The following is a 21,045-nucleotide window of genomic DNA, read 5'->3' on the forward strand; positions in this document are numbered from 1 at the left end:
GCCTCAGCCCTTGTTGGAGCCCAGGGTGAGACCGCTGACGAACTGGCGCTGGAGCGCGAAGTACACGATCAGCGTCGGGATCGCGGTGAGCAGGGCGCCGGCGGCCACCAGGTTCGGGTCGGTGAAGTACTGGCCGGAGAGGTTGTTCAGCGCCGAGGTGATCGGCATGTTCTCACCGGTCGAGATCAGCACGAGGGCCCAGAAGAAGTCGTTGTAGATCCAGATCGACAGCAGGGTCGCCAGGGCCGCCATCGCCGGCTTGCACAGCGGCAGCGTGATCTGCCAGTACAGCCGCCACACCGAGGCACCGTCGACCAGCGCAGCCTCCGTCAGCTCGTGCGGGAGCGAGCGCATGTAGTTGCTCAGCACGAAGGCGCAGAAGCCGGACTGGAACGCCACATGGATCAGCACGAGCCCGAGCGCGGAGTCGTACAGCTTGCCGCTCGCCGTGATGCCGGGCAGGTCCGTGAGCAGGTACAGCCGGTACAGCGGGGTGATGATGACCTGCTGCGGGAGCAGGTTGCCCGCCGTGAAGACCAGCAGCAGCGCCAGGTTGAGCCGGAAGTCGAACCGGCTGACGTAGAAGGCGACCATCGACGACAGGAACAGCGCCAGCAGCACGGCCGGTACGGCGATGATCAGCGTGTTGCCGAAGTAGTGCATCATGTCCGACTGGACGAACGCGTTCTTGAAGTTGTCGAAGTTCAGCGTGTCCGGCCACGACACATAGCCCTTGGCGCTGGTCTCGCTGTACGGCCGCAGCGCCGAGAAGACCGCCCACAGCAGGGGCGCGAGCCACGCCAGGGCCGTACCGGCGAGGAAGACGTGCAGCAGGACGCGAGCCGGCCGGACGGGAGTGCGCCGCTTCAGCGTGACAGTCGTGCTCATGCGCGCCGCTCCTTCCGGAAGGTGGCGATCAGATACGGGATGATCACCGCGAGGGAGATCACCAGCAGGACGACGGCGATGGCCGAGCCGTAACCGATCCGGCTGGACTCGCCGATGATGTTGTTGGTCACCAGGATCGACAGCAACTCGGTGCCCTGCGCGCCCTTGTTGAAGACGAAGACCAGGTCGAAGGCGCGCAGCGCCTCGATGATGGTGACGACAAGGACCACCGTGTTGGTGGGGCGCAGCGTCGGGAAGATGACGTTCTTGAACGTCTGCCACTCGTTTGCGCCGTCCAGCGCGGAGGCTTCCCTGAGCGACGGGTCGACGCTCTTCAGACCGGCCAGGTACAGGATCATCATGTAGCCGGTGTGCCGCCAGGACGCGGCGATGAGGACGGCCCACAGGTTGAGCTTGGGGTCGCCGATCCAGTCGATGTAGTGGCCGGGCTTGTTGGCCCCGATGATGCTGTTGATCAGGCCCGTGTCCGGGTTGTAGACGAGCTGCCAGACGAAGCCGATGCACGCCATGGAGATGACGACCGGCAGGAAGAACGCGGTCTGGTAGACGCGGCTGAACCGGATCTTCTTGTCCAGCTGCACGGCGAGGAACAGGCCGAGCGGCGTCGGGATCAGGATCAGCACCACGAACCAGATGACGTTGTGCTGGACGGCAGGCCAGAACTGCGGGTTGTCGTTGAACAGCTGGGTGAAGTTGTCGAGGCCGACCCACTTGATCGAGTCGAACCCGATGCCGTCCCAGGTGGTGAAGGCGAGGGCGATGGAGGCGAGGGCGGTGACCCAGACCAGGGCCACGTGCAGGACCGTGGGCACGCCCGCCATCAGGGCGAGCGTGAGCCGGTCACGGCGGGTCAGCAGGCGCCGGTGGCCCTGCGCGGCCCGCTTGGATGCGGAAGCAGCGCCCGGAGGCGGCACGGCAGCCGCCTCCGGGGTCTTCGTCGTCGTGTCGGTCGTCATGCCGCTGCTCACGAGGACGCGAAGATCTGCTTCTTCTGGCGCTCGATCGACGACAGCAAGCTGTCCACGCCCTTGGGGTTCTGGAGGAACTTCTGCAGTCCGGGCTGCATCACCGTCGAGGTGAAGTCCGGCCGGGAGTCGCGGTCCATGAACTGGGTGAGACTCTTGGCGCCGCTGATCATGTCGAACGCCTTCTTCTGCAGCGCCGAGTAGGAGGAGGTGTCGGCCTTGCTGGAGGCGGCCACCACGCTCGGGTCGCCCTTGAGGTAGGTCTGCTCGGCGTCCGGGGAGCCCAGGTACTCCAGCAGCTTCACCACACCGGCGTGGTTCTTGGGGGCCTTGCTGACCATGAAGCCGTCGGTGGGCGCCTCGACGGTGTCCTGGCCGTAGGTGGGGTTGATCTCCGGGAAGGGGAAGAAGTCGAGGTCGTCCAGGTCGGCCTTGTTGGTGAACTGCTGGGCCACGAAGGAGCCCAGGAGGTACATGCCGGCCTTCTTGGACACGAGCGACTGGGCGGCGTCCTGCCAGGTGCGGCCCATGAAGCCGTCCTGGTGGTAGGGGAGCAGCTCGGCCCAGTGGTCGAAGGCTGCCTTGACCTTGGCGTCGGTCCAGGAGGCCTTGCCCGCCATCAGCTGGACGTGGAAGTCGTAGCCGTTGAGGCGGAAGTTGATCTGGTCGAAGGTGCCCATCGCCGGCCAGGCGTCCTTGTCGCCGAAGGCGATCGGGACCAGGCCGTCCTTCTTCATCTGCTTGCACAGGGCGACCAGCTCGTCCCACGTGGCGGGGACCTTGTAGCCGTGCTGCTGGAAGACGCTCTTGCGGTAGAAGACCGCCCACGGGTACGTGGTCAGCGGCACGAAGTAGTACTTGCCGTCCTCGCCCTTGCTCAGCTTCTTCATCGCGTCGGGGAAGTTGTCCCCGATCTTGGCCCACACGTCGTCGATCGGCGTGGCCAGCTTCTTCGCCGCGAAGAACTGCATGCGGTAACCGGCGAACCAGTTGAACACGTCGTCCGGAGTGCCCTGCAGATAGGAGTTGATCTGCTCCTGGAAGGTGTTGTGGTCCTTCGTGTTCACATCGACCGTGATGCCGGACTGCTTCTTGAAGGCCGCGTAGACATCCGCGAAGGCCTTCTTCGGCACGGCGTCCGAGGCGTTGGAGCCGAGGGTGACGGTCTTCGGGTCGGAGGACGAGCCACTGCCGCCGCAGGCGGACAGCAGGGGTATGCCGGCACCTGCGAGGAGGGCGGCACCGCCCGCTCCACGCAGCAGCGAGCGACGGCTGGGACCCGGGACCGAAAGACCGGAAGGCGAGAGGCGCATGGCGGCTCCTGAGGCATACAGGGTTCGGTCAAGGGGATGAGTCGATCACCGAAAGGTCCTCGAAACCGATCAGAAACCAACTCGACCGAACATCGTGGCGTAATAACAGCCCCATGTCCGCTCATGCGTCAATAGCTCGGGTCGCCCTGGGGTGTCTCTTGCCCGAAACGTAATCGTCATCGTTACCTGCAACTTTGTTGAAGAGCAGGCAGAACGGCCCCCGCGGCAGCTGCGGCCGCGGGGGCTGTGTGAACACGAGTGATTCCGTTTCCTGGTCTGACCAGGACTGTCAGGGTCTGACCAGAAGCTGGAAGTCGAAGGCGTAGCGTGACGCCCGGTAGACATGGGTGCCGTACTCCACCGGCCGCCCGGTGTCGTCGTAGGCGGTGCGCTGCATGGTGAGCAGGGCCGCGCCCTCCTTCTCGTCCAGCAGGGCCGCCTCCTCGGCGGTGGCACTGCGCGCGCCCACGGTCTGGCGGGCGCTGTGCAGGGTGATGCCCACCGAGCGCATCATCCGGTACAGGCCCGTCGACTCCAGCCGCTCGGTGTCGAGTTCGAGCAGCGCCGCGGGCAGGTAGTTGCACAGGAACGCCACCGGCTGGCCGTGGGTGCAGCGCAGCCGCTCCAGCACGACGACCTCGGCACCCTCCGCGATGCCGAGGGCCGCGGCCACGTCGGCGCCGGCCGGGACGCGTTCGCCCCGCAGCACCCGGGTGGTCGGGCCCTGCCCGGCCGACTCCAGGTCGTCGTAGAGGCTGCTCAGTTCCAGGGGCCGCTTGACCTGGCTGAGCACCACCTGGGTGCCGACACCGCGGCGGCGTACCAGCAGCCCCTTGTCGACCAGGGACTGGATGGCCTGGCGGACGGTGGGCCGGGACAGGCCGAGGCGCACGGACAGGTCGACCTCGTTGCCCAGGAGGTTCCCGGGGGCGAGGATCCCGTGCTCGATGGCCGCCTCCAGCTGCTGCGCGAGCTGGTAGTAGAGCGGCACCGGACTCGTGCGGTCCAGGTCGAAGTCCAGTGAGTCGAGCGCGGAGCCGGCCACGGGACGAGCGGAGTCACCGGTCCTCGCCACGGGGCACCTCCTTCCAGAGCACGGACAGGGCGGGGCGGTTCACAGGTGCCGGCGGCGGCCGGCGACCTGGCGGTCGTAGTCCTCGCGGGCGTGGACGGCCGCCTCGCGGGTCGCGGTCTCGGCCACCGGTACGTCCCACCAGGCCTCGGCCCCGGGGGCGGTGGGCGCCGCGCCCGAGGTGTCCGTCTCCACGTAGACACAGGTGGGGGTGTCGGCCGCGCGTGCGGTGGCCAGCGCCGCGCGCAGCTCCCGTACGGTCTTGGCGCGCAGGACGTCCATGCCGAGGCTGGCCGCGTTGGCGGCGAGGTCGACGGGCAGCGGGGCGCCGCTGAAGGTGCCGTCGGCCGTGCGGTACCGGTAGGCGGTGCCGAACCGTTCGCCGCCGACCGTCTCGGACAGGCCGCCGATGGAGGCGTACCCGTGGTTCTGGATCAGGACCAGCTTCACGGGCAGCCCCTCCTGTACGGCGGTGACGATCTCGGTCGGCATCATCAGGTAGGTGCCGTCACCGACCAGCGCCCAGACCACCGTGTCCGGGGCCGCCTGCTGCACTCCGATCGCGGCCGGGATCTCGTAGCCCATGCACGAGTAGCCGTACTCCAGGTGGTACTGGCGCCGCGAGCGGGTCCGCCACAGCTTGTGCAGGTCGCCGGGGAGCGAGCCCGCCGCGTTGATGACCACGTCGTCGTCCCCGACGACCGCGTCCAGCGCGCCGAGCACCTGCGTCTGGGTGGGTACGGCGTCCGCGTCGGCGGCGCCGAAGGCGCTCTGAACGACCTGCTCCCAGCGCTCCTTGCCCGCCCGGTACCCGGCCTCGTACGCCGGGTCGACGCGGAAGCCGGCCAGTTGCTCGGTGAGCGCCTCCAGGGCGGCCCGGGCGTCGGCGACCACGGTCCGCGCGGCGAGCTTGTGGGCGTCGAAGGCGGCGATGTTGAGGTTGAGGAAGCGGACCTCGGGGTGCTGGAACAGGGTGCCGGAGGCGGTGGTGAAGTCGGTGTAGCGGGTGCCGACGCCGATGACCAGGTCGGCGCCGCGGGCGAGGTCGTCGGCGACCGCGGTGCCGGTGTGGCCGATGCCGCCGAGGTCGGCCGGGTGGTCGTGCCGCAGGCAGCCCTTGCCGGCCTGGGTGGCGGCGACCGGGATGCCGGTGGCGTCGACCAGGGCCCGCAGTGCGTCCTCGGCGCGGCTGTGGTGGACTCCGCCGCCCACGACGAGGAGCGGCCTGCGGGCGGCCCGGACCGCCCGGACGGCCTCCGCCAGCTCCGCCGGGTCCGGCGCGGGCCGGCGTACGGTCCACACGCGCTCGGCGAAGAACTCCTCGGGCCAGTCGTACGCCTCCGCCTGTACGTCCTGCGGCAGGGCGAGGGTGACGGCGCCGGTCTCGGCCGGGTCGGCCAGGACGCGCATCGCCTGGAGCGCCGACGGGATCAGCTGCTCGGGGCGGGTGACCCGGTCGAAGTAGCGGGAGACCGGGCGCAGCGTGTCGTTGACGGAGACGTCGAACTGGCCGGGATGCTCCAGCTGTTGCAGCAGCGGATCGGCCGGGCGGGTGGCGAAGTAGTCGCCGGGCAGGAGCAGCACGGGCAGCCGGTTGATCGTGGCCAGGGCGGCGCCGGTGACGAGGTTGGTCGCGCCCGGGCCGATGGACGTCGTCACGGCCTGCGCCGAGAGGCGGTCGAGCTGGCGGGCGTGGCCGACGGCCGCGTGCACCATCGCCTGCTCGTTGCGGCCCTGGTGGTACGGCATCACATCGCCGTATTCGAGCAGTGCCTGGCCGATCCCCGCCACGTTGCCGTGCCCGAAGATGCCCCAGGTACCGGTGATCAGCCGGTGCCGTTCGCCGTCGCGTGCGGTGTACTGGGCGGCCAGGAACCGCACCAGTGCCTGGGCGACGGTCAGACGGCTCGTCGATGCGCTCGTCGAGTGGCTCATGCCTCACAGGTGTATGCGGGAACAGCGGCACTGTCAATGATTTGTACTTACATTCGGACCTGCTTGTGAAATGATGTCTTAACAAAGTATTGACAGCGGGCTCTGCAGGGGCTTGTATCCCGTCCCAACGCAACAGCGTCCCTTCCCCCGTAGCACAGTGAGGTGCAGGACAGATGGACCGCTCTTCGCACTCCCGCCCCCGCAGACTGGCCCCCGTTGTCGCCGTGGCCGCTGCGGCAGCCCTGACCCTCGCCGGCTGCTCCAGCAGCTCCGGGGGGAAGAAGGCCGAAGAGGGAGGGTCGGGTGCCTCAGCGGGCAAGGCCAACACTCCCCGGATGACGGTCGCGCTGGTCACCCACCAGTCGCCGGGCGACACCTTCTGGGACATCGTCCGCAAGGGCGCGGAGGCCGCCGCCGCGAAGGACAACATCAAGCTGATCTACTCCGCCGACCCGAACGCCGGCAACCAGGCCAACTTCGTGCAGAACGCGATCGACCAGAAGGTCGACGGCATAGCGATCACCCTGGCCAAGCCGGACGCCATGAAGAGCGTGGTCGGCAAGGCGGGCGCGGCGAAGATCCCCGTGGTCGGCCTGAACTCCGGGGTCAGCGACTGGAAGAAGCTCGGTCTGCTGCAGTTCTTCGGGCAGGACGAGACGGTGGCGGGCGAGGCGTTCGGCAAGAAGCTGAACGAGGTCGGCGCCAAGAAGGCCGTCTGCGTGATCCAGGAGCAGGGCAACGTCGGCCTCACCCAGCGCTGCGACGGCGTGAAGAAGACGTTTTCCGGCAAGACTGAGACGCTGTACGTCAACGGCACCGACATGCCGTCCGTGAAGTCCACGATCACGGCCAAGCTGAAGCAGGACAGCGCCATCGACTACGTGGTCACGCTGGGCGCCCCCTTCGCGCTGACCGCGGTGCAGTCGGTGGGCGACGCCGGCAGCAAGGCCAACGTCGCCACCTTCGACCTGAACAACCAGCTGACCAGTGCCATCAAGAAGGGCACCATCCAGTTCGCGGTGGACCAGCAGCCGTACCTGCAGGGTTACCTCGCGATCGACTCCCTGTGGCTGTACAAGAACAACGGCAACTACAGCGGCGGTGGCGAGCAGCCGGTGCTGACCGGCCCGGCCTTCGTCGACAAGTCCAACGTCGACCAGATCGCCCAGTTCGCCGCGAAGGGCACCCGGTGATGAGCATGACTCAGCAGGCTGAGCCGGCGGTCGGGAGGCCGCCGGCGTCCGGCCCCGAACAGACCGACGGGCGTACCGCCCGGCGCCCGCTGGTGATCCGGCTGCTGGCCCGCCCCGAAGTGGGCGTCTTCCTGGGCGCTGTGGCCGTCCTGATCTTCTTCCTGATCGCCGCGCCCTCGCTCCGCCAGGGCAGCTCGATAGCCACGGTCCTCTACCAGTCCTCGACCATCGGCATCATGGCTCTCCCGGTCGCCCTGCTGATGATCGGCGGCGAGTTCGACCTGTCGTCCGGTGTGGCCGTGATCAGCTCCGCGCTCGTGGCGAGCATGATCAGCTACCAGTTGACGATGAACGTGTGGGTGGGCGTGATCGTCGCGCTGTTCGCCTCGCTCGCGGTCGGCGCCTTCAACGGCTGGATGGTGGTCAAGACCGGCTTGCCCAGCTTCCTGGTCACCCTCGGCACCTTCCTGATCCTCCAGGGCGCCAACCTGGCCGTGACCAAGCTGATCACCGACAACGTCGCCACCGACGACATCAGCAACATGGACGGCTTCGACCAGGCGAAGAAGATCTTCGCGTCCTCCGTCGACATCGGCGGCGTCGAGGTCAAGATCACGGTCTTCTACTGGCTGGCCTTCGCGGCCCTGGCCACCTGGCTGCTGCTGCGCACCAAGTACGGCAACTGGATCTTCGCCGTCGGCGGCAACAAGGAGAGCGCCCGTGCCGTCGGTGTCCCGGTGAACTTCACCAAGATCACCCTGTTCATGCTGGTCGGCCTCGGCGCCTGGTTCATCGGCATGCACAACCTCTTCTCGTTCAACACCGTGCAGTCCGGTGAGGGCGTCGGCCAGGAGCTGATCTACATCGCCGCGGCCGTCATCGGCGGCTGTCTGCTCACCGGCGGCTCCGGCTCCGCGATCGGCCCCGTCTTCGGCGCGTTCATGTTCGGCATGGTCAACCAGGGCATCGTCTTCGCGGGCTGGAACCCCGACTGGTTCAAGGCCTTCCTCGGCGTGATGCTGCTCGGCGCCGTCCTGATCAATCTGTGGGTCCAGCGCACGGCGACCCGGAGGTAAGACGCGATGACAAGCAACGGAACCGGAACCCACGGCGCCGTCCTCCAGGACACCGCCCCCGCCGAGGACGGCCCCCTCGTCGAACTGCGCGGCGCGGGCAAGTCCTACGGCAACATCCGCGCCCTGCACGGCGTCGACCTCACGGTCCACGCGAGCCGGGTGACCTGCGTCCTCGGCGACAACGGCGCCGGCAAGTCCACCCTCATCAAGATCATCTCCGGGCTGCACCAGCACACCGAGGGCGACTTCCTCGTCGACGGCCGGCCGGTGCGCTTCAACAGCCCGCGCGAGGCCCTCGACAAGGGCATCGCCACCGTCTACCAGGACCTCGCCACCGTCCCCCTCATGCCGGTGTGGCGGAACTTCTTCCTCGGCTCCGAGGTGACCCGGGGCCCCTGGCCCGTCCGCCGGCTCGACATCGACACGATGAAGAAGACCGCCGACCGGGAACTGCGCAACATGGGCATCGTCCTGGACGACCTGGAGCAGCCCATCGGCACGCTCTCCGGCGGCCAGCGCCAGTGCGTGGCCATCGCCCGCGCCGTCTACTTCGGCGCCCGCGTCCTGATCCTGGACGAGCCCACCGCCGCCCTCGGCGTCAAGCAGTCCGGGGTGGTGCTGAAGTACATCGCCGCCGCCCGCGACCGCGGCCTCGGCGTCATCTTCATCACCCACAACCCGCACCACGCCTACATGGTCGGCGACCACTTCAGCGTGCTGCGCCTGGGCACCCTCGAACTCAGCGCCGACCGCAGCGAGGTCAGCCTGGAGGAGCTGACCAACCACATGGCCGGCGGCGCCGAACTCGCCGCGCTCAAGCACGAGCTGGCCCAGGTCCGCGGCGTCGACGTCGAGGAACTCCCCGAGGAGGAGGACCTCACCGCACCCGTGGCGACCCCCTCGGAAGGGACCTCCTGACATGGCGAACCCGTCTCCGCTCGACCGCATCCGGGTCGGCTCCGCCCCCGACTCCTGGGGCGTGTGGTTCCCGGACGACCCGCAGCAGGTCCCCTGGGAACGCTTCCTCGACGAGGTGTCCGAGGCCGGCTACGACTGGATCGAGCTGGGCCCCTACGGCTACCTCCCCACCGACCCGGCCCGGCTCACGGACGAGTTGGGGCGGCGGAACCTGAAGGTGTCGGCCGGTACGGTCTTCACCGGCATGCACCGCGGCCCGTCCGTCTGGGAGGAGACCTGGACCCACGTCAGCCAGGTGGCCTCCCTCACCCAGGCCATGGGCGCGCGGCACCTGGTCGTCATCCCCTCCTTCTGGCGGGACGACAAGACCGCCGAGATCCTGGAGCCGTCGGAGCTGACGGCCGAGCAGTGGGCGCACCTGACCAAGGGCATGGAACGGCTCGGCCACGAGGTGCAGGAGACGTACGGCCTCGAACTCGTCGTGCACCCGCACGCCGACACGCACATCGACACCGAGGAGCACGTCGAGCGGTTCCTCGACTCGACCGACACCGAGCTGGTCAACCTCTGCCTGGACACGGGGCACTACGCCTACTGCGGCGGCGACAGCGTCAAGCTGATCGAGACCTACGGCGAGCGCATCGGCTACCTGCACCTCAAGCAGGTCGACCCGGCGATCCTCGCCGAGGTCGTGGCGAACGAGGTGCCGTTCGGCCCCGCGGTGCAGCGGGGCGTGATGTGCGAACCGCCCTCCGGTGTCCCCGCTTTGGGGCCGGTGCTGGAGGCGGCGCAGCGGCTCGGCGTGGAACTGTTCGCGATCGTCGAGCAGGACATGTACCCGTGCGAGCCGGACAAGCCGCTGCCGATCGCGGTGCGGACACGCAGGTTCCTGAGGTCGTGCGGGGCCTGAGCGGTTCGGCCCGGACCTGCCGGGAACGAACGGTGGCGTGCGCGCGTTCTGACCGACAACGGGTAACGCCCGCGAGTACGGGAGGACGGACCACATGGCTCACCGCACGGAACTCCGCGAAACAACCCAGCACGCCGCCGAGGCGGCCGACACCCCAGGCCGCTTCAGCCGGCTGCCCGAGCGGATACGCCCGGAGGACACGGTGGAGACGAGGCCGGCCACCCTGCCGGACCCGGCGCGGGACACGTACAACGCGGACGAGTGGCTGATCCGGTACTGCGGCTGACGCAGACGCCGTTCCAGCGCGGCGCGTCCTGTGGAACGGGCCTTCCGGCCGGAGCCGGAAGGCCCATGACGGTGCGTGGTCAGGCGCCCGCGAGTGCGGGTTCGGGGTCGGACGTGCCCGACGGCGGCCGGGGGTCGTCGTGACGCCTGAACAGCCCGCTGGGCCACCACATCCAGCGACCCACGTCCAGGGTCAGCGCGGTGACCAGCACCGAGCGGACGATCACGGTGTCCAGCAGCACGCCGAACGCCACCGCGAACCCGAGCTCGGCCGCGAACACCAGCGGCAGCGAGGCCATCGCCGCGAAAGTACCGGCCAGCACCAGACCCGCTGACGTGATCACACCCCCGGTGGCGGACAGACCCGTCAGCGCGCCGCGCCGGGTGCCGTGCACCAGCGCCTCCTCGCGCACCCGGGTGACCAGGAAGATGTTGTAGTCGATGCCCAGCGCGACCAGGAACACGAACGTCAGCAGCGGGAAGGAGGCGTCCGCCCCCGCGAAGTGGAACACGTGGTCGAACATCAGACTGCTCACGCCGAGGGCCGCCGCGAACGACAGCACCACCGTCGCCATGAGCAGCAGGGGCGCAACGATCGCCCGCAGCAGCAGCGCGAGGATGAGGAACACCATCACCAGCACGATGGGGATGATCACCGCGGAGTCGCGGGCGGCCGCTTCCCGCGTGTCGAGGATGACCGCCGTGTTGCCGCCGACCTGGGCGTCCGCACCACCGATCCGGTGGACCGCGGTTCTGGCCCGCTCGACGGTGCGCAGCGCGGCCGTACCGCTGGGGTCGTCCTCGAGTTCCCCGAGCAGGATGGCCTCACCGGCGACGACCCTCGGTCTCGACACGTCGGCCACTCCCGGTACGCCGGACAGCGCGGCCCGCACCCGCTGCGCCGAGGCGGCCTTGGCCACGACGTAGACCGGGTCGCCCGACCCTGCCGGGAAGTGCCTGGACTGGATCTCCTCGCCGACGGCCGTCTGCGGTCTGCCGGTGAACTGGTCCGTGTTGGAGAGCCCGTCGGCCCTGAGCCCGAACAGTCCGGTCGCCATGGCGCCGAGGACGAGCGCGGTGCCGATCCACACGATCCGCGGCCGGCCCGAGACGGCGGTGCCGACCCGCGTCCAGATGCCGTCCCCGGTCGCACCGGCCGATCCGTACGACGGCCGCACCGGCCAGAAGATCCAGCGGCCGCAGATGACCAGCAGGGCCGGCAGCAGGGTGACCATGGCGAGCAGCCCGACGAGGACGCCGATGGCGCAGGCGGGCCCGAGCCCCTTGGTGGAGTTGAGGGTGGCCAGCATCAGCAGCGTCAGGCTGACCGCGACGGTCGCGGCGCTGGCGACGATCGCCGGACCGGAGCGGTGCAGGGCCTCCGCCATCGCCTCGTGCCGGTCCTCGTGCCGCCGCAACTCCTCCCGGTACCGCGAGACGAGCAGCAGCGCGTAGTCGGTGGCGGCGCCGAACACCAGCACCGTCAGGATGAAGCTGGTCTGCTTGTTGACGGTGAGTCCGGCGTTCTTCGCCAGCAGGTAGATCACCGCCTCCGACGTGACCAGGGCGCCGCCCATGGTCAGCAGCGGCAGCACGGGCAGCACCGGGCTGCGATAGGTCAGCAGCAGGATCACGACCACCACCGCCGCGGTGATCGTCGTCAGACCGCCGCCCTTGCTGAACGCCTTGATCGAGTCCGACGCGTACCCGGCCGGTCCGGTGACATGGAACCCGAGACCGCCCGCGTTCGCCTCGCCGACCCTGCTCATCGCGTCGACGACCTTGCCGATTCCCTCCCAGCCCGTCCTGTCCTTGCGTACCTGGACCACGGTCTGGACGGCCTTGCCGTCCTGGGCCTGCACCGGGCCCTGCGGCTGCCCCACGACGTTCTTGATGCCCTTGAAGGCCTCGGCGTCGGCTCGGGCCTTGGCCATATCGGCAGGGGTGACACCCCCGGGCCGGTCGTAGACCACGATCGCGGGCAGGGTGTCGGCGAGCCGGAACTTCTCGGCCCGGTCGAGGATCCGTGTCGACTCCGCGTTGCCGGGCAGCCAGGCCGAGTTGTCGTTCTCCTCTACGTCACCGAGCTTGCCGGCCAGCAGGAGGGCCGGGACCAGCAGGAGCGTCCAGAGTGCCAGGACGACCCATTTCGCCACCCTGCCACTGGGCAGGGACGCCAGTTTGCGCACCATGTGGATTCCTCGGCGTTCAGTCGACGTGAGCGAGCTTGTCGGGATTGGCGACGACATAGATCCCGCACACCTGGTCGCCGTCCGCAGTGAGGTCGAGGACGAGGACGGCGTAGAGGGTGTCGCCGGCGAACAGCAGCGCCGACGGGGCGCCGTTGACGGTGCGGTAGGCGATGTCGAGGCCCTTGCCGGAGTGGGGGGCGGCAGCGGCGAGCAGACGGGCGACCTTGTCCCGGCCGTGCAGCGGCCGCAGGCCCGCCGGTGCCCGGCCCTTGCCTCCGGCGTCGCCCCACAGGGTCACCTCCGGTGCCAGGATCCTCAGGAGGGCGTCCAGGTCACCGCCGAGCGCGGCGGCCAGGAACCGTTCGGTCACCTGCCGGCGGACCTGAGGGTCGGGCTCGTAGCGGGGGCGTCGCGCGTGGACGTGCTCCCGGGCGCGATGGGCGAGCTGGCGAATCGCCGAGGGGTTGCGGCCGAGGATGTCCGCTATCTCGGTGTGGGCGTAGCCGAACACCTCGTGCAGGACGAACACCCCGCGCTCCAGCGGAGTGAGGGTTTCCAGGACCACCAGCAGCGCCATCGACACCGACTCGGCGCGCACCGCCCCATCGGCGGCATCGTCCGGGGCGGGAGTGTCGGCGAGGGGGCCGATGAGCGGTTCGGGCAGCCACGGCCCGACGTAGGTCTCGCGGCGGCGGCTGACGGTGGCTTGGTGGGCGAGGGCCCGGTTCACGGCGATCCGCACCAGGTAGGCGCGCGGGTTGTCGATCGGCTCCGCATTCGGTGCCTGCTTCCTGGCTGTCCACGACAGCCAGGTCTCCTGGAGCACGTCCTCGGTGTCGGCGACGCTGCCGAGCATGTTGTAGACGATGGAGAACAGCAGTTCACGGTGGTCGTGGAACACCTGTGTCGCGGTGTCGGACATCGCGGGGCCTCTCGTCGCGGATGCTTTCCGAACTGAGAGCGCCCCGGGCACCCGGAGTGTGACATTCACTCACGGGATGTGATCCAGATCTCAGGCCCCCCGCACCTCCGCGATCGTCACCGGTCGGTGCTCGTGCAGGGACAGGGTGCAGGCATCGGCGATCCAGCCCGCCTCCAGGGCGTCCTCGATGGTGCAGGGGGAGGGGCGGGTGCCGGCCACGACCTCGGTGAACGCGGTGAGTTCGGCGCGGTAGGCCTCGGTGAAGCGGTCCATGAAGAAGTCGTGCGGTGTGCCCGCCGGGAAGGTCACGCCGGGTTCGACCGAGCGGAGCGGGAGCTTGTCGTCCAGGCCGACCGCGATCGAGTCGGCGAAGCCGTGGAGCTCCATGCGGACGTCGTAACCGCGGGCGTTGTGGCGGGAGTTGGAGACCACCGCGATCGTGCCGTCGTCCAGGGTGAGGATCGCGCCGGTGGTGTCGGCGTCGCCCGCCTCCCGGATGTAGTCGGCGCCCCGGTTGCCGCCCACCGCGTACACCTCGGTGACCTCGCGGCCGGTCACCCACCGGATGATGTCGAAGTCGTGGACGGAGCAGTCGCGGAAGATGCCCCCGGAGGCGGCGATGTATGCGGCCGGCGGCGGCGCCGGGTCCAGGGTCGTCGAGCGGACCGTGTGCAGCTTGCCCAGCTCGCCGGCCTGCACCGCGGCCCGTGCGGCGACGAAACCGGCGTCGAAGCGGCGGTTGTAGCCGATCTGGATCGGCACGTCGCTGCCCTGCACGGCCCTGAGCACCTCGACGCCCTCGGCCATGGTGCGGGCGACCGGCTTCTCGCAGAAGACGGGGACGCCCGCCTCCACACCCGCCCGGATCAGCGCCGGATGGGCGTCGGTCGCGGCCGCCACGACGATGCCGTCCACGCCGGCGGCCAGCAGCGCCTCGGGCGAGTCGGCGACCTCGGCCCCGAACCGCTCGGCCGCGGCCTTGGCCGCGTCCGCGAACGGGTCCGTGACGACGAGGGACTCGACGGCGTCGAGCCCGGAGAGAGTTTCGGCGTGGAACGCGCCGATGCGGCCGAGGCCGAGGATTCCAATGCGCATGAGGGTGCAGCTCCTAGGTGCGAGGGCTGAAAGAGAGAGCTAGTCGAGGCCGCCGAGCACGTTCTGGTCCCAGTCGATCACCGAACCGGTGACCACCCCGGACCGGTCGGACAGCAGCAGGACCACGAAGTCGGCGATCTCGTCCGGCCGGCCGAGCTTGCCCATCGGCAGCCGGGCGGCGGCCTGCTCCTGCCAGTCGTCGCCCGCGTCGTGGAAGGCGCGCTGGGTGGCGTCCTCGCCCTCCGTCGCGGTCCAGCCGATGTTCAGGCCGTTGATCCGGATCCGGTCCCAGCGATGGGCGTGCGCGGCGTTGCGGGTCAGGCCCACCAGGCCGGCCTTGGCGGCGACGTACGGCGCGAGGAACGGCTGCCCGCCGTGCGCCGACGAAGTGATGATGTTGACGATCGTGCCGGGCGCCTTCCGCGCCACCATGTCGGCCACCGCCGCCTGCATCGCGAAGAACGGCCCCTTGAGGTTGACCGCGATGTGCGCGTCGAACAGCTCGGGTGTCGTGTCGAGCAGGGTGCCGCGTGAGGTCAGGCCCGCCGAGTTGACCAGGCAGTCGATCCGGCCGTAGGCGTCGACCACCTCGGCCACCGAGGCCTTGGCCTGGTCGGCGTCCGACAGGTCGGCCTGGATGTACATCGCCCTGCCGCCGGCCGCGGACAGTTCGGCCACCAGGGCCTCGCCCGGTTCGGGGCGGCGCCCGGTCACGGCCACCGAGGCGCCCTCACGCACGGCGGCCCGAGCGATCGCCGCGCCGACGCCCTGGCTGCCGCCGTTCACGAGGACGACCTTGTCGTCGAGAAGTCCCATGAGTTCCTTGTTCTTTCAGCTCTCGCGCTACATCGTCGTCCTTCTTCCGTTCCCGGGGCGACGCCGTGCTGTCATTCTTGTCAGTACAAACCCCTCGAACAACCGGCAGCGATCCATCAAAAACCCTTCAAGGAGCCGAGCCGTGGGCCACCCCTTCCCGATCCGCGAGATCGCCCGTCAGGCCGGCCTCAGCGAGGCCACCGTGGACCGCGTGCTCAACGAACGGGGAGGGGTGCGGGCCAGCACCGCGCACGAGGTGCACCGGGCCATCGCCGACCTCGACCGGCAGCGCACCCAGGTCCGGCTCGTCGGCCGCACCTTCATGGTCGACATCGTGATCCAGGCGCCCGATCGGTTCACCACGGCCGTACGGGCCGCCCTGGAGGCCGAACTGCCCTCCCTGCACCCGGCCGTGCTGCGCTCCCGCTTCCACTTCCGGGAGACCGCGCCGGTGGGGGAGCTGGTCAGGATCCTGGACCGGATAGCCCGGCGCGGCTCCCAGGGGGTGATCCTCAAGGCCCCGGACGTACCCGAGGTCACTGCGGCCGTCGGCCGGCTCACCGTGGCCGGCATACCGGTCGTCACCCTGGTGACCGACCTGCCCGCGAGCGGCCGGCTCGCCTACGTGGGCATCGACAACCGCGCGGCCGGTGCCACCGCCGCCTACCTCATGGGCCAGTGGCTCGGCGACCGCCCCGGCAACGTCCTCACCAGCCTGAGCAGCGGCTTCTTCCGCAACGAGGAGGAGCGTGAGATGGGCTTCCGCAGCGCCATGCGCGCCGGGCACCCCGGCCGCGTGCTCGTGGAGCTGACCGAGGGGCAGGGCCTGGACGCCACGCAGTACGACCTGGTCCGGGCCGCCCTGGAGCGGGACCCGGAGATCCGGGCCGTCTACTCGATCGGCGGCGGCAACATCGCGACGCTGCGGGCCTTCGAGGACCTGGGCCGCGCGTGCGCCGTGTTCGTCGCGCACGACCTCGACCACGACAACACCCGGCTGCTGCGCGAGCACCGCCTGTCCGCCGTGCTCCACCACGACCTGCGCCAGGACATGCGCGAGGCCTGCCATCTCGTCATGCGCGCCCATGGCGCCCTGCCCCCGGCGGGACCCACCCTGCCGTCCGCGATCCAGGTGGTCACGCCCTACAACATGCCTACGGCGTCCGCAGGCTGACCCACGCCCCGCTCTCGGCCGACACTGCCATCGCGTCGAGCACGGCCGCGCTGTGCACCGCGTCGGCCAGGGTGGCGCCGTACGGCCGGCCCTCGGCGATCGAGCGCAGGAAGCGGTACGCCTCGATCACCTTCAGGTCGTCGTAGCCCATCGCGTTGGCCGCGCCCGGCTGGAACGCGGCGAACTCGCCGTCGCCCGGGCCGACGTACACCGTGCTCACCGGCTGGTCCTGGTACGTCGTACCGCGGCTGACCGCCAGCTCGTTCATCCGGCGGAAGTCCCAGAACACCGCGCCCCGGGTGCCGTGCACCTCGAAGCCGTAGTTGTTCTGCTCGCCGACCGAGACCCGGCAGGCCTCCAGGACGCCGCGGGCGCCGGAGGCGAAGCGCAGCAGGCAGCTGACGTAGTCCTCGTTCTCGACCGGGCCCGGCTCGCCACCAAAGGCCAGCGCGTGACCGGCGGTGGCGCCCGTGGGGCGGGCCCGCTCCGGGACGAAGACCGCCGTGTCGGCGGTCAGGGAGGCGATGTCGCCGAGCAGGAAGCGGGCCAGGTCGGCGCCGTGCGAGGCCAGGTCGCCGAGCACCCCGCTGCCGCCGCGCTCCCGCTCGTACCGCCAGGTCAGAGCGCCGTCCGGATGGGCCGCGTAGTCGCTGAACAGACGGATGCGGACATGTGTGACCGTGCCGATCTCACCGGAGGCGATCAGGTCGCGGGCGGCCTCCACGGCGGGCGCGTTCCGGTAGTTGAAGCCGACCGTGCCCTGGACCCCGGCCTCGGCGACCGCGTCGGCCACCGCGCGGGCGTCCTCGCCGGTCAGACCCACCGGCTTCTCGATCCACAGGTGCTTGCCCGCCTCGGCCATCGCCACGCCGATCTCCCGGTGCAGGAAGTTGGGCGCCGTGACGCTGACGGCCCGGACCCGCGGGTCGGCGGCCACCGCACGCCAGTCGCGGGTGGCGGAGGCGAACCCGAACTGCTCGGCGGCCTCCTCGGCCCGGCCCGGCACCTCCTCGGCCACCGCCACCAGCTCGGGCCTCAGGGCGAGTTGCGGATAGTGGTGCCGGACGCGGGCGTAGGCCTGGGTGTGCACCCGCCCCATCCAGCCGAACCCGACGACGGCGACACCGAGAGCATCCACCATGACAGCCCCTCTTTGGACCGGTCCACATACTGTCCGAGCCACCTTTGTACGGACATGGCGCGCGCGTCAACCCTTCGGTCGGGGAGAACGGTAGCGAGAACGGTTTCGTGTCACCCCTTTGACAGCCCGGCACACCACATGGAACGGTCCATCCCATGAGACCGCCGACGATCCGCGATGTGGCCGAACGAGCCGGAGTGTCGAAATCGCTGGTCTCGCTGGTGCTGCGCGGCTCCGGCCAGGTGCGTGCCGAGAAACGGGACGCCGTCCTCAAGGCAGTGCGCGACCTGGGCTACCGGCCGAACGCCGCCGCGCGCAGCCTCAGCGAGCAGCGCACCCGCACGGTCGGCGTCCTGCTGGACGACCTGCGCAACCCCTGGTTCGTCGACCTGCTCGACGGCCTGAACTCCCTGCTGCACGCGGCCGGCCTGCACATGCTGCTCGCCGACGCCCGGCTGAACCGGCGCATGGGCCACGACCTCGCCGAACCCTTCCTGGACCTGGGAGCCGACGGCCTGGTGGTGGTCGGGACGGTGCCGGACGCGGGCGGACTCGGCGCGCTGGCCCGGCGGATTCCGGTGGTCGTGGCGGGCGCCCGCGAGCCGCAGCCGCCGGGTGTGGACGTCGTCGCCGGCGACGACGAACTCGGGGCCCGGCTGGCCACCGAGCACCTGCTCGGCCTCGGCCACCGCCGGATCGCCCATCTCGCGGGCCACGGCGCCGTCGGCGAGCTGCGGCGGCGCGGCTTCGAGGAGGCCATGCGGGCGCACGGCGCCGAACCGCTGGTCGAACCCGGCGACCTGACCGAGGAGGGCGGTTACCGGGGCACCGTACGGCTGCTCAGCCGCCCGGAGCGGCCCACGGCGGTCTTCGCCGTCAACGACATGGCCTCGGTCGGTGCGCTCTCGGCGGCCGGGGAGCTGGGCCTCACCGTCCCGCGCGACCTGTCGGTGGCCGGGTACGACAACACCAGCATCTCCCGGCTGCGGCACGTCTGGCTGACCACCGTCGACACCGCCCCGCACGAGGTCGGCCGGCGCGCCGCCCGCTGCCTCCTGGACCGCTTCGAGCGGCCGGAGGGCGAGGGGCGACTGCATCTGGCCGCACCGACCCTGGAGATCCGAGGCACGACGGCGGCGCCGCCCCGCCTCACAGGTTGATCGCGTACGCCTTGCGCAGCGTCTCGTGCACGGTCCACGTCGTACGGTCGCCCGCGCGCAGCACCGCCATGTCCCCGGGACCCACCCGCAGCGTCGGCCCGCCCTCGACCTCGATCGTCGCCGACCCGCTGATCACCACGAACAGCTCGTCCGCCTCGGTGTCGGTGACCACGCCCGGGGTGATCTGCCAGATCCCGCGGATCTGCCGGCCGTCCGCCGACTCCCAGACCACCTTCCCGGTCACCTCCGGGTTCCCGGAGACGATCTGCTCCGGGTCGAGGGGCTCGGGCTCGAGGTCGGCGCCCGGGATGTGGAGCGCGAAGCTGTGCGTCATGGGCTGACCCTAACCAGCGCCGGCGCCGTCCGACCGTCGACAGAGTGTGCGGCATCGGGCCTGGTGGGAGGACACTTCGTCGGGCCGCGCGGACCGGCCGCGCGAACTGGCGGCGGCCCGGGGCGCGGGTGATCGTGGGGTGCATGGCTGACTCCACGGCGGTCGCCGCCGAGCCGCACCGGCAGCACACCACGCGCGAGGCCGTCCTGTTCGGCGGGGTCTACGGCGCCGTCCTGGCCAGCTCGATGGTCGCCGCGCTCACCCAGTACGGCCACGGCTCCGCCGCCGACCGCCGCTACGACGCCCTCTGGCTGCTGGTCACCGCATGCGCCTCCGCACTGGCCCACGGCTACGCCCACTACATCGCCGAGCGCTCCCCGCACCGCCGCTGGGACGTCCTGCGCACCCTCGTCGACGAGTGGCCGCTGGTCATGGCCGTCGTACCGACGGTGTTCCTGCTCGCGGGCGCGGGCTGGGGCTGGTGGCCCCCGAGCGGCGTCGAGTACCCGGTGTTCGCCCTGAACATCGCGATCCTCTTCGCCCTCGGCCTGGTCACCGCCCGCTGGTCGAGGCGCAGTTGGCCGGCCGCCGTCGGCATCGGCCTGGTGGACTCGGTGCTCGGGGTGGTCGTGGTCGTGGCCAACGCGGTCATCAAGTAGGCGACCGGAGTGCTGCTGGGCATGGAGTCGGTATGACCACCGAAGACGCCGTAGCCGCGGCAGCCGCGACCGGAGAAGCCGTGAGCACAACCACCGCATCCGAAGCGGCCGTCGACGCCGTGACCCGCCAGGCCGTCGACAGCCTGTCCGCCACCGCCGACCCCCGGCTGCGCGACCTGCTCACCGCCCTCGTCCGGCACCTGCACGCCTTCGCCCGCGAGACCCGGCTGACACAGACGGAGTGGGAGCAGGCCGTCGGCTTCCTCACGGCCACGGGACAGGCCTGCACGGACACCCGGCAGGAGTTCATCCTCCTGTCGGACGTCCTCGGCCTGTCCATGCTGGTCGAGACGCTGCACGGCCACAGCGCGCCCGGCACCACCGAGTCGACGGTCCTCGGCCCCTTCCACCTCACACAGTCCCCGGACCGCGAACTCGGCGACAGTATCGACCTGGTGGGCGACGGCGAACCCTGCGTGGTCAGCTGCCGGGTCCGCACCGCCGACGGCACCCCGCTGCCCGGCGCGGTCGTGGACGTCTGGCAGGCCGACGCGCACGGCTTCTACGACGTGCAGCGCCCGGACGCCCAACCCCCCGGCAACGGACGCGGACTGTTCACCACCGACGCCGAGGGCGCCTTCTGGTTCCGCACCTGCGTGCCCAGCCCGTATCCGATCCCCACCGACGGACCCGTGGGTACCCTGCTCAAGGCCTCCGGCCGCCACCCCTACCGGCCCGCCCACATCCACTTCATCGCGACGGCCGACGGCCACGCCCCGGTCACCACCCACATCTTCGTGGCGGGCGGCGCCCACCTCGACTCGGACGCGGTGTTCGCCGTGAAGGACAGCCTGGTCAAGGACTTCACCCCGACCGACGATCCGTCCCTGGCCCGCGAGTTCGGCGTACCGAACCCCTTCCGGCACGCCCGCTTCGACCTCGTACTGGAACGCGAGTGAGACGCCCCTCGTGCTGC

20 protein-coding genes are annotated in these 21,045 nt (G+C 70.3%); 9 read left to right on the forward strand and 11 right to left on the reverse strand.

The annotated features are described in order from the left end of the window. Nucleotides 1-3: 3 nt before the first annotated feature. From ACFYZZ_RS34695 to iolD, 5 genes are all read right to left on the reverse strand, one after another. Nucleotides 4-888, reverse strand: coding sequence for a carbohydrate ABC transporter permease (locus tag ACFYZZ_RS34695; RefSeq protein WP_389184691.1), 885 nt, complete (start codon nucleotides 886-888; stop codon nucleotides 4-6). After that, nucleotides 885-1,865 (reverse strand): carbohydrate ABC transporter permease, encoded by a 981-nt coding sequence (locus tag ACFYZZ_RS34700; protein WP_389184694.1) that lies wholly within the window; start codon nucleotides 1,863-1,865, stop codon nucleotides 885-887. Before ACFYZZ_RS34700 ends, ACFYZZ_RS34695 begins: the two co-directional genes overlap by 4 nt. Nucleotides 1,866-1,873: 8 nt before the next feature. Further along, entirely contained in the window at nucleotides 1,874-3,187 is a 1,314-nt protein-coding gene (locus tag ACFYZZ_RS34705; protein WP_389184697.1) for an ABC transporter substrate-binding protein, read from the reverse strand. Nucleotides 3,188-3,476: 289 nt separating this feature from the next. Next, on the reverse strand, nucleotides 3,477-4,262 hold the full coding sequence (locus ACFYZZ_RS34710) for a GntR family transcriptional regulator (RefSeq protein WP_389184700.1): 786 nt from the start codon (nucleotides 4,260-4,262) through the stop codon (nucleotides 3,477-3,479). A gap of 39 nt (nucleotides 4,263-4,301) precedes the next feature. Beyond that, nucleotides 4,302-6,194, reverse strand: coding sequence for a 3D-(3,5/4)-trihydroxycyclohexane-1,2-dione acylhydrolase (decyclizing) (gene iolD, locus ACFYZZ_RS34715; RefSeq protein ID WP_389184703.1), 1,893 nt, complete (start codon nucleotides 6,192-6,194; stop codon nucleotides 4,302-4,304). 173 nt (nucleotides 6,195-6,367) lie between these two features. Here iolD and ACFYZZ_RS34720 point away from each other — a divergent pair, with 173 nt between their 5' ends. The 5 genes from ACFYZZ_RS34720 to ACFYZZ_RS34740 all read left to right on the forward strand — a co-directional run bounded on the left by ACFYZZ_RS34720 (nucleotide 6,368) and on the right by ACFYZZ_RS34740 (nucleotide 10,577). Next, the gene (locus ACFYZZ_RS34720) at nucleotides 6,368-7,387 is read left to right on the forward strand and encodes a sugar ABC transporter substrate-binding protein (protein ID WP_389184705.1); all 1,020 of its coding nucleotides are present in this window, start codon (nucleotides 6,368-6,370) and stop codon (nucleotides 7,385-7,387) included. Beyond that, on the forward strand, nucleotides 7,387-8,463 hold the full coding sequence (locus tag ACFYZZ_RS34725) for an ABC transporter permease (protein WP_389184708.1): 1,077 nt from the start codon (nucleotides 7,387-7,389) through the stop codon (nucleotides 8,461-8,463). The genes ACFYZZ_RS34720 and ACFYZZ_RS34725 overlap by 1 nt, the downstream gene beginning before the upstream one ends. A gap of 6 nt (nucleotides 8,464-8,469) precedes the next feature. After that, the gene (locus ACFYZZ_RS34730) at nucleotides 8,470-9,381 is read left to right on the forward strand and encodes an ATP-binding cassette domain-containing protein (RefSeq protein WP_389184711.1); all 912 of its coding nucleotides are present in this window, start codon (nucleotides 8,470-8,472) and stop codon (nucleotides 9,379-9,381) included. Nucleotide 9,382: 1 nt separating this feature from the next. After that, entirely contained in the window at nucleotides 9,383-10,291 is a 909-nt protein-coding gene (locus tag ACFYZZ_RS34735; protein WP_389184714.1) for a sugar phosphate isomerase/epimerase family protein, read from the forward strand. A gap of 94 nt (nucleotides 10,292-10,385) precedes the next feature. Beyond that, a complete protein-coding gene (locus ACFYZZ_RS34740) occupies nucleotides 10,386-10,577 on the forward strand; it encodes a hypothetical protein (protein ID WP_386577871.1) in 192 nt (63 codons plus the stop codon). A gap of 79 nt (nucleotides 10,578-10,656) precedes the next feature. Here ACFYZZ_RS34740 and ACFYZZ_RS34745 read toward each other — a convergent pair whose 3' ends face one another. From ACFYZZ_RS34745 to ACFYZZ_RS34760, 4 genes are all read right to left on the reverse strand, one after another. Continuing rightward, nucleotides 10,657-12,768: an MMPL family transporter gene (locus ACFYZZ_RS34745; RefSeq protein ID WP_389184717.1), complete on the reverse strand. Its 2,112-nt coding sequence runs from the start codon at nucleotides 12,766-12,768 to the stop codon at nucleotides 10,657-10,659. 16 nt (nucleotides 12,769-12,784) lie between these two features. After that, nucleotides 12,785-13,690, reverse strand: coding sequence for an RNA polymerase sigma factor SigJ (gene sigJ / locus ACFYZZ_RS34750; RefSeq protein ID WP_389184720.1), 906 nt, complete (start codon nucleotides 13,688-13,690; stop codon nucleotides 12,785-12,787). Nucleotides 13,691-13,780: 90 nt separating this feature from the next. Then, complete coding sequence (locus tag ACFYZZ_RS34755) at nucleotides 13,781-14,785, reverse strand: Gfo/Idh/MocA family oxidoreductase (protein ID WP_389184723.1); 1,005 nt, start codon at nucleotides 14,783-14,785, stop codon at nucleotides 13,781-13,783. A gap of 39 nt (nucleotides 14,786-14,824) precedes the next feature. Next, on the reverse strand, nucleotides 14,825-15,601 hold the full coding sequence (locus ACFYZZ_RS34760) for an SDR family oxidoreductase (RefSeq protein ID WP_389184726.1): 777 nt from the start codon (nucleotides 15,599-15,601) through the stop codon (nucleotides 14,825-14,827). 142 nt (nucleotides 15,602-15,743) lie between these two features. Between ACFYZZ_RS34760 and ACFYZZ_RS34765 the strand changes: the two genes are divergently transcribed. Further along, nucleotides 15,744-16,775 carry a LacI family DNA-binding transcriptional regulator gene (locus ACFYZZ_RS34765; RefSeq protein WP_389184729.1) on the forward strand — a complete coding sequence of 344 codons (1,032 nt, stop codon included), beginning with the start codon at nucleotides 15,744-15,746 and terminating at the stop codon, nucleotides 16,773-16,775. Here the strand turns inward: ACFYZZ_RS34765 and ACFYZZ_RS34770 are convergent. Next, nucleotides 16,756-17,916, reverse strand: coding sequence for a Gfo/Idh/MocA family protein (locus tag ACFYZZ_RS34770; protein ID WP_389184732.1), 1,161 nt, complete (start codon nucleotides 17,914-17,916; stop codon nucleotides 16,756-16,758). The two genes, ACFYZZ_RS34765 and ACFYZZ_RS34770, sit on opposite strands and share 20 nt — an antisense overlap. 155 nt (nucleotides 17,917-18,071) lie before the next feature. Between ACFYZZ_RS34770 and ACFYZZ_RS34775 the strand changes: the two genes are divergently transcribed. Further along, nucleotides 18,072-19,076 carry a LacI family DNA-binding transcriptional regulator gene (locus ACFYZZ_RS34775; protein ID WP_389184735.1) on the forward strand — a complete coding sequence of 335 codons (1,005 nt, stop codon included), beginning with the start codon at nucleotides 18,072-18,074 and terminating at the stop codon, nucleotides 19,074-19,076. Here the strand turns inward: ACFYZZ_RS34775 and ACFYZZ_RS34780 are convergent. Continuing rightward, entirely contained in the window at nucleotides 19,066-19,410 is a 345-nt protein-coding gene (locus ACFYZZ_RS34780) for a cupin domain-containing protein (protein ID WP_389184738.1), read from the reverse strand. The genes ACFYZZ_RS34775 and ACFYZZ_RS34780 overlap by 11 nt on opposite strands. 143 nt (nucleotides 19,411-19,553) lie before the next feature. On the opposite strand from ACFYZZ_RS34780, the gene ACFYZZ_RS34785 reads away from it, so the two are divergent. Continuing rightward, on the forward strand, nucleotides 19,554-20,069 hold the full coding sequence (locus tag ACFYZZ_RS34785; RefSeq protein WP_389184740.1) for a hypothetical protein: 516 nt from the start codon (nucleotides 19,554-19,556) through the stop codon (nucleotides 20,067-20,069). Nucleotides 20,070-20,101: 32 nt separating this feature from the next. After that, complete coding sequence (locus tag ACFYZZ_RS34790) at nucleotides 20,102-21,028, forward strand: dioxygenase (protein WP_389184743.1); 927 nt, start codon at nucleotides 20,102-20,104, stop codon at nucleotides 21,026-21,028. The last annotated feature ends 17 nt before the right edge of the window (nucleotides 21,029-21,045 follow it).

This window comes from Streptomyces sp. NPDC001816, from assembly GCF_042892235.1.
GTDB lineage: Bacteria > Actinomycetota > Actinomycetes > Streptomycetales > Streptomycetaceae > Streptomyces.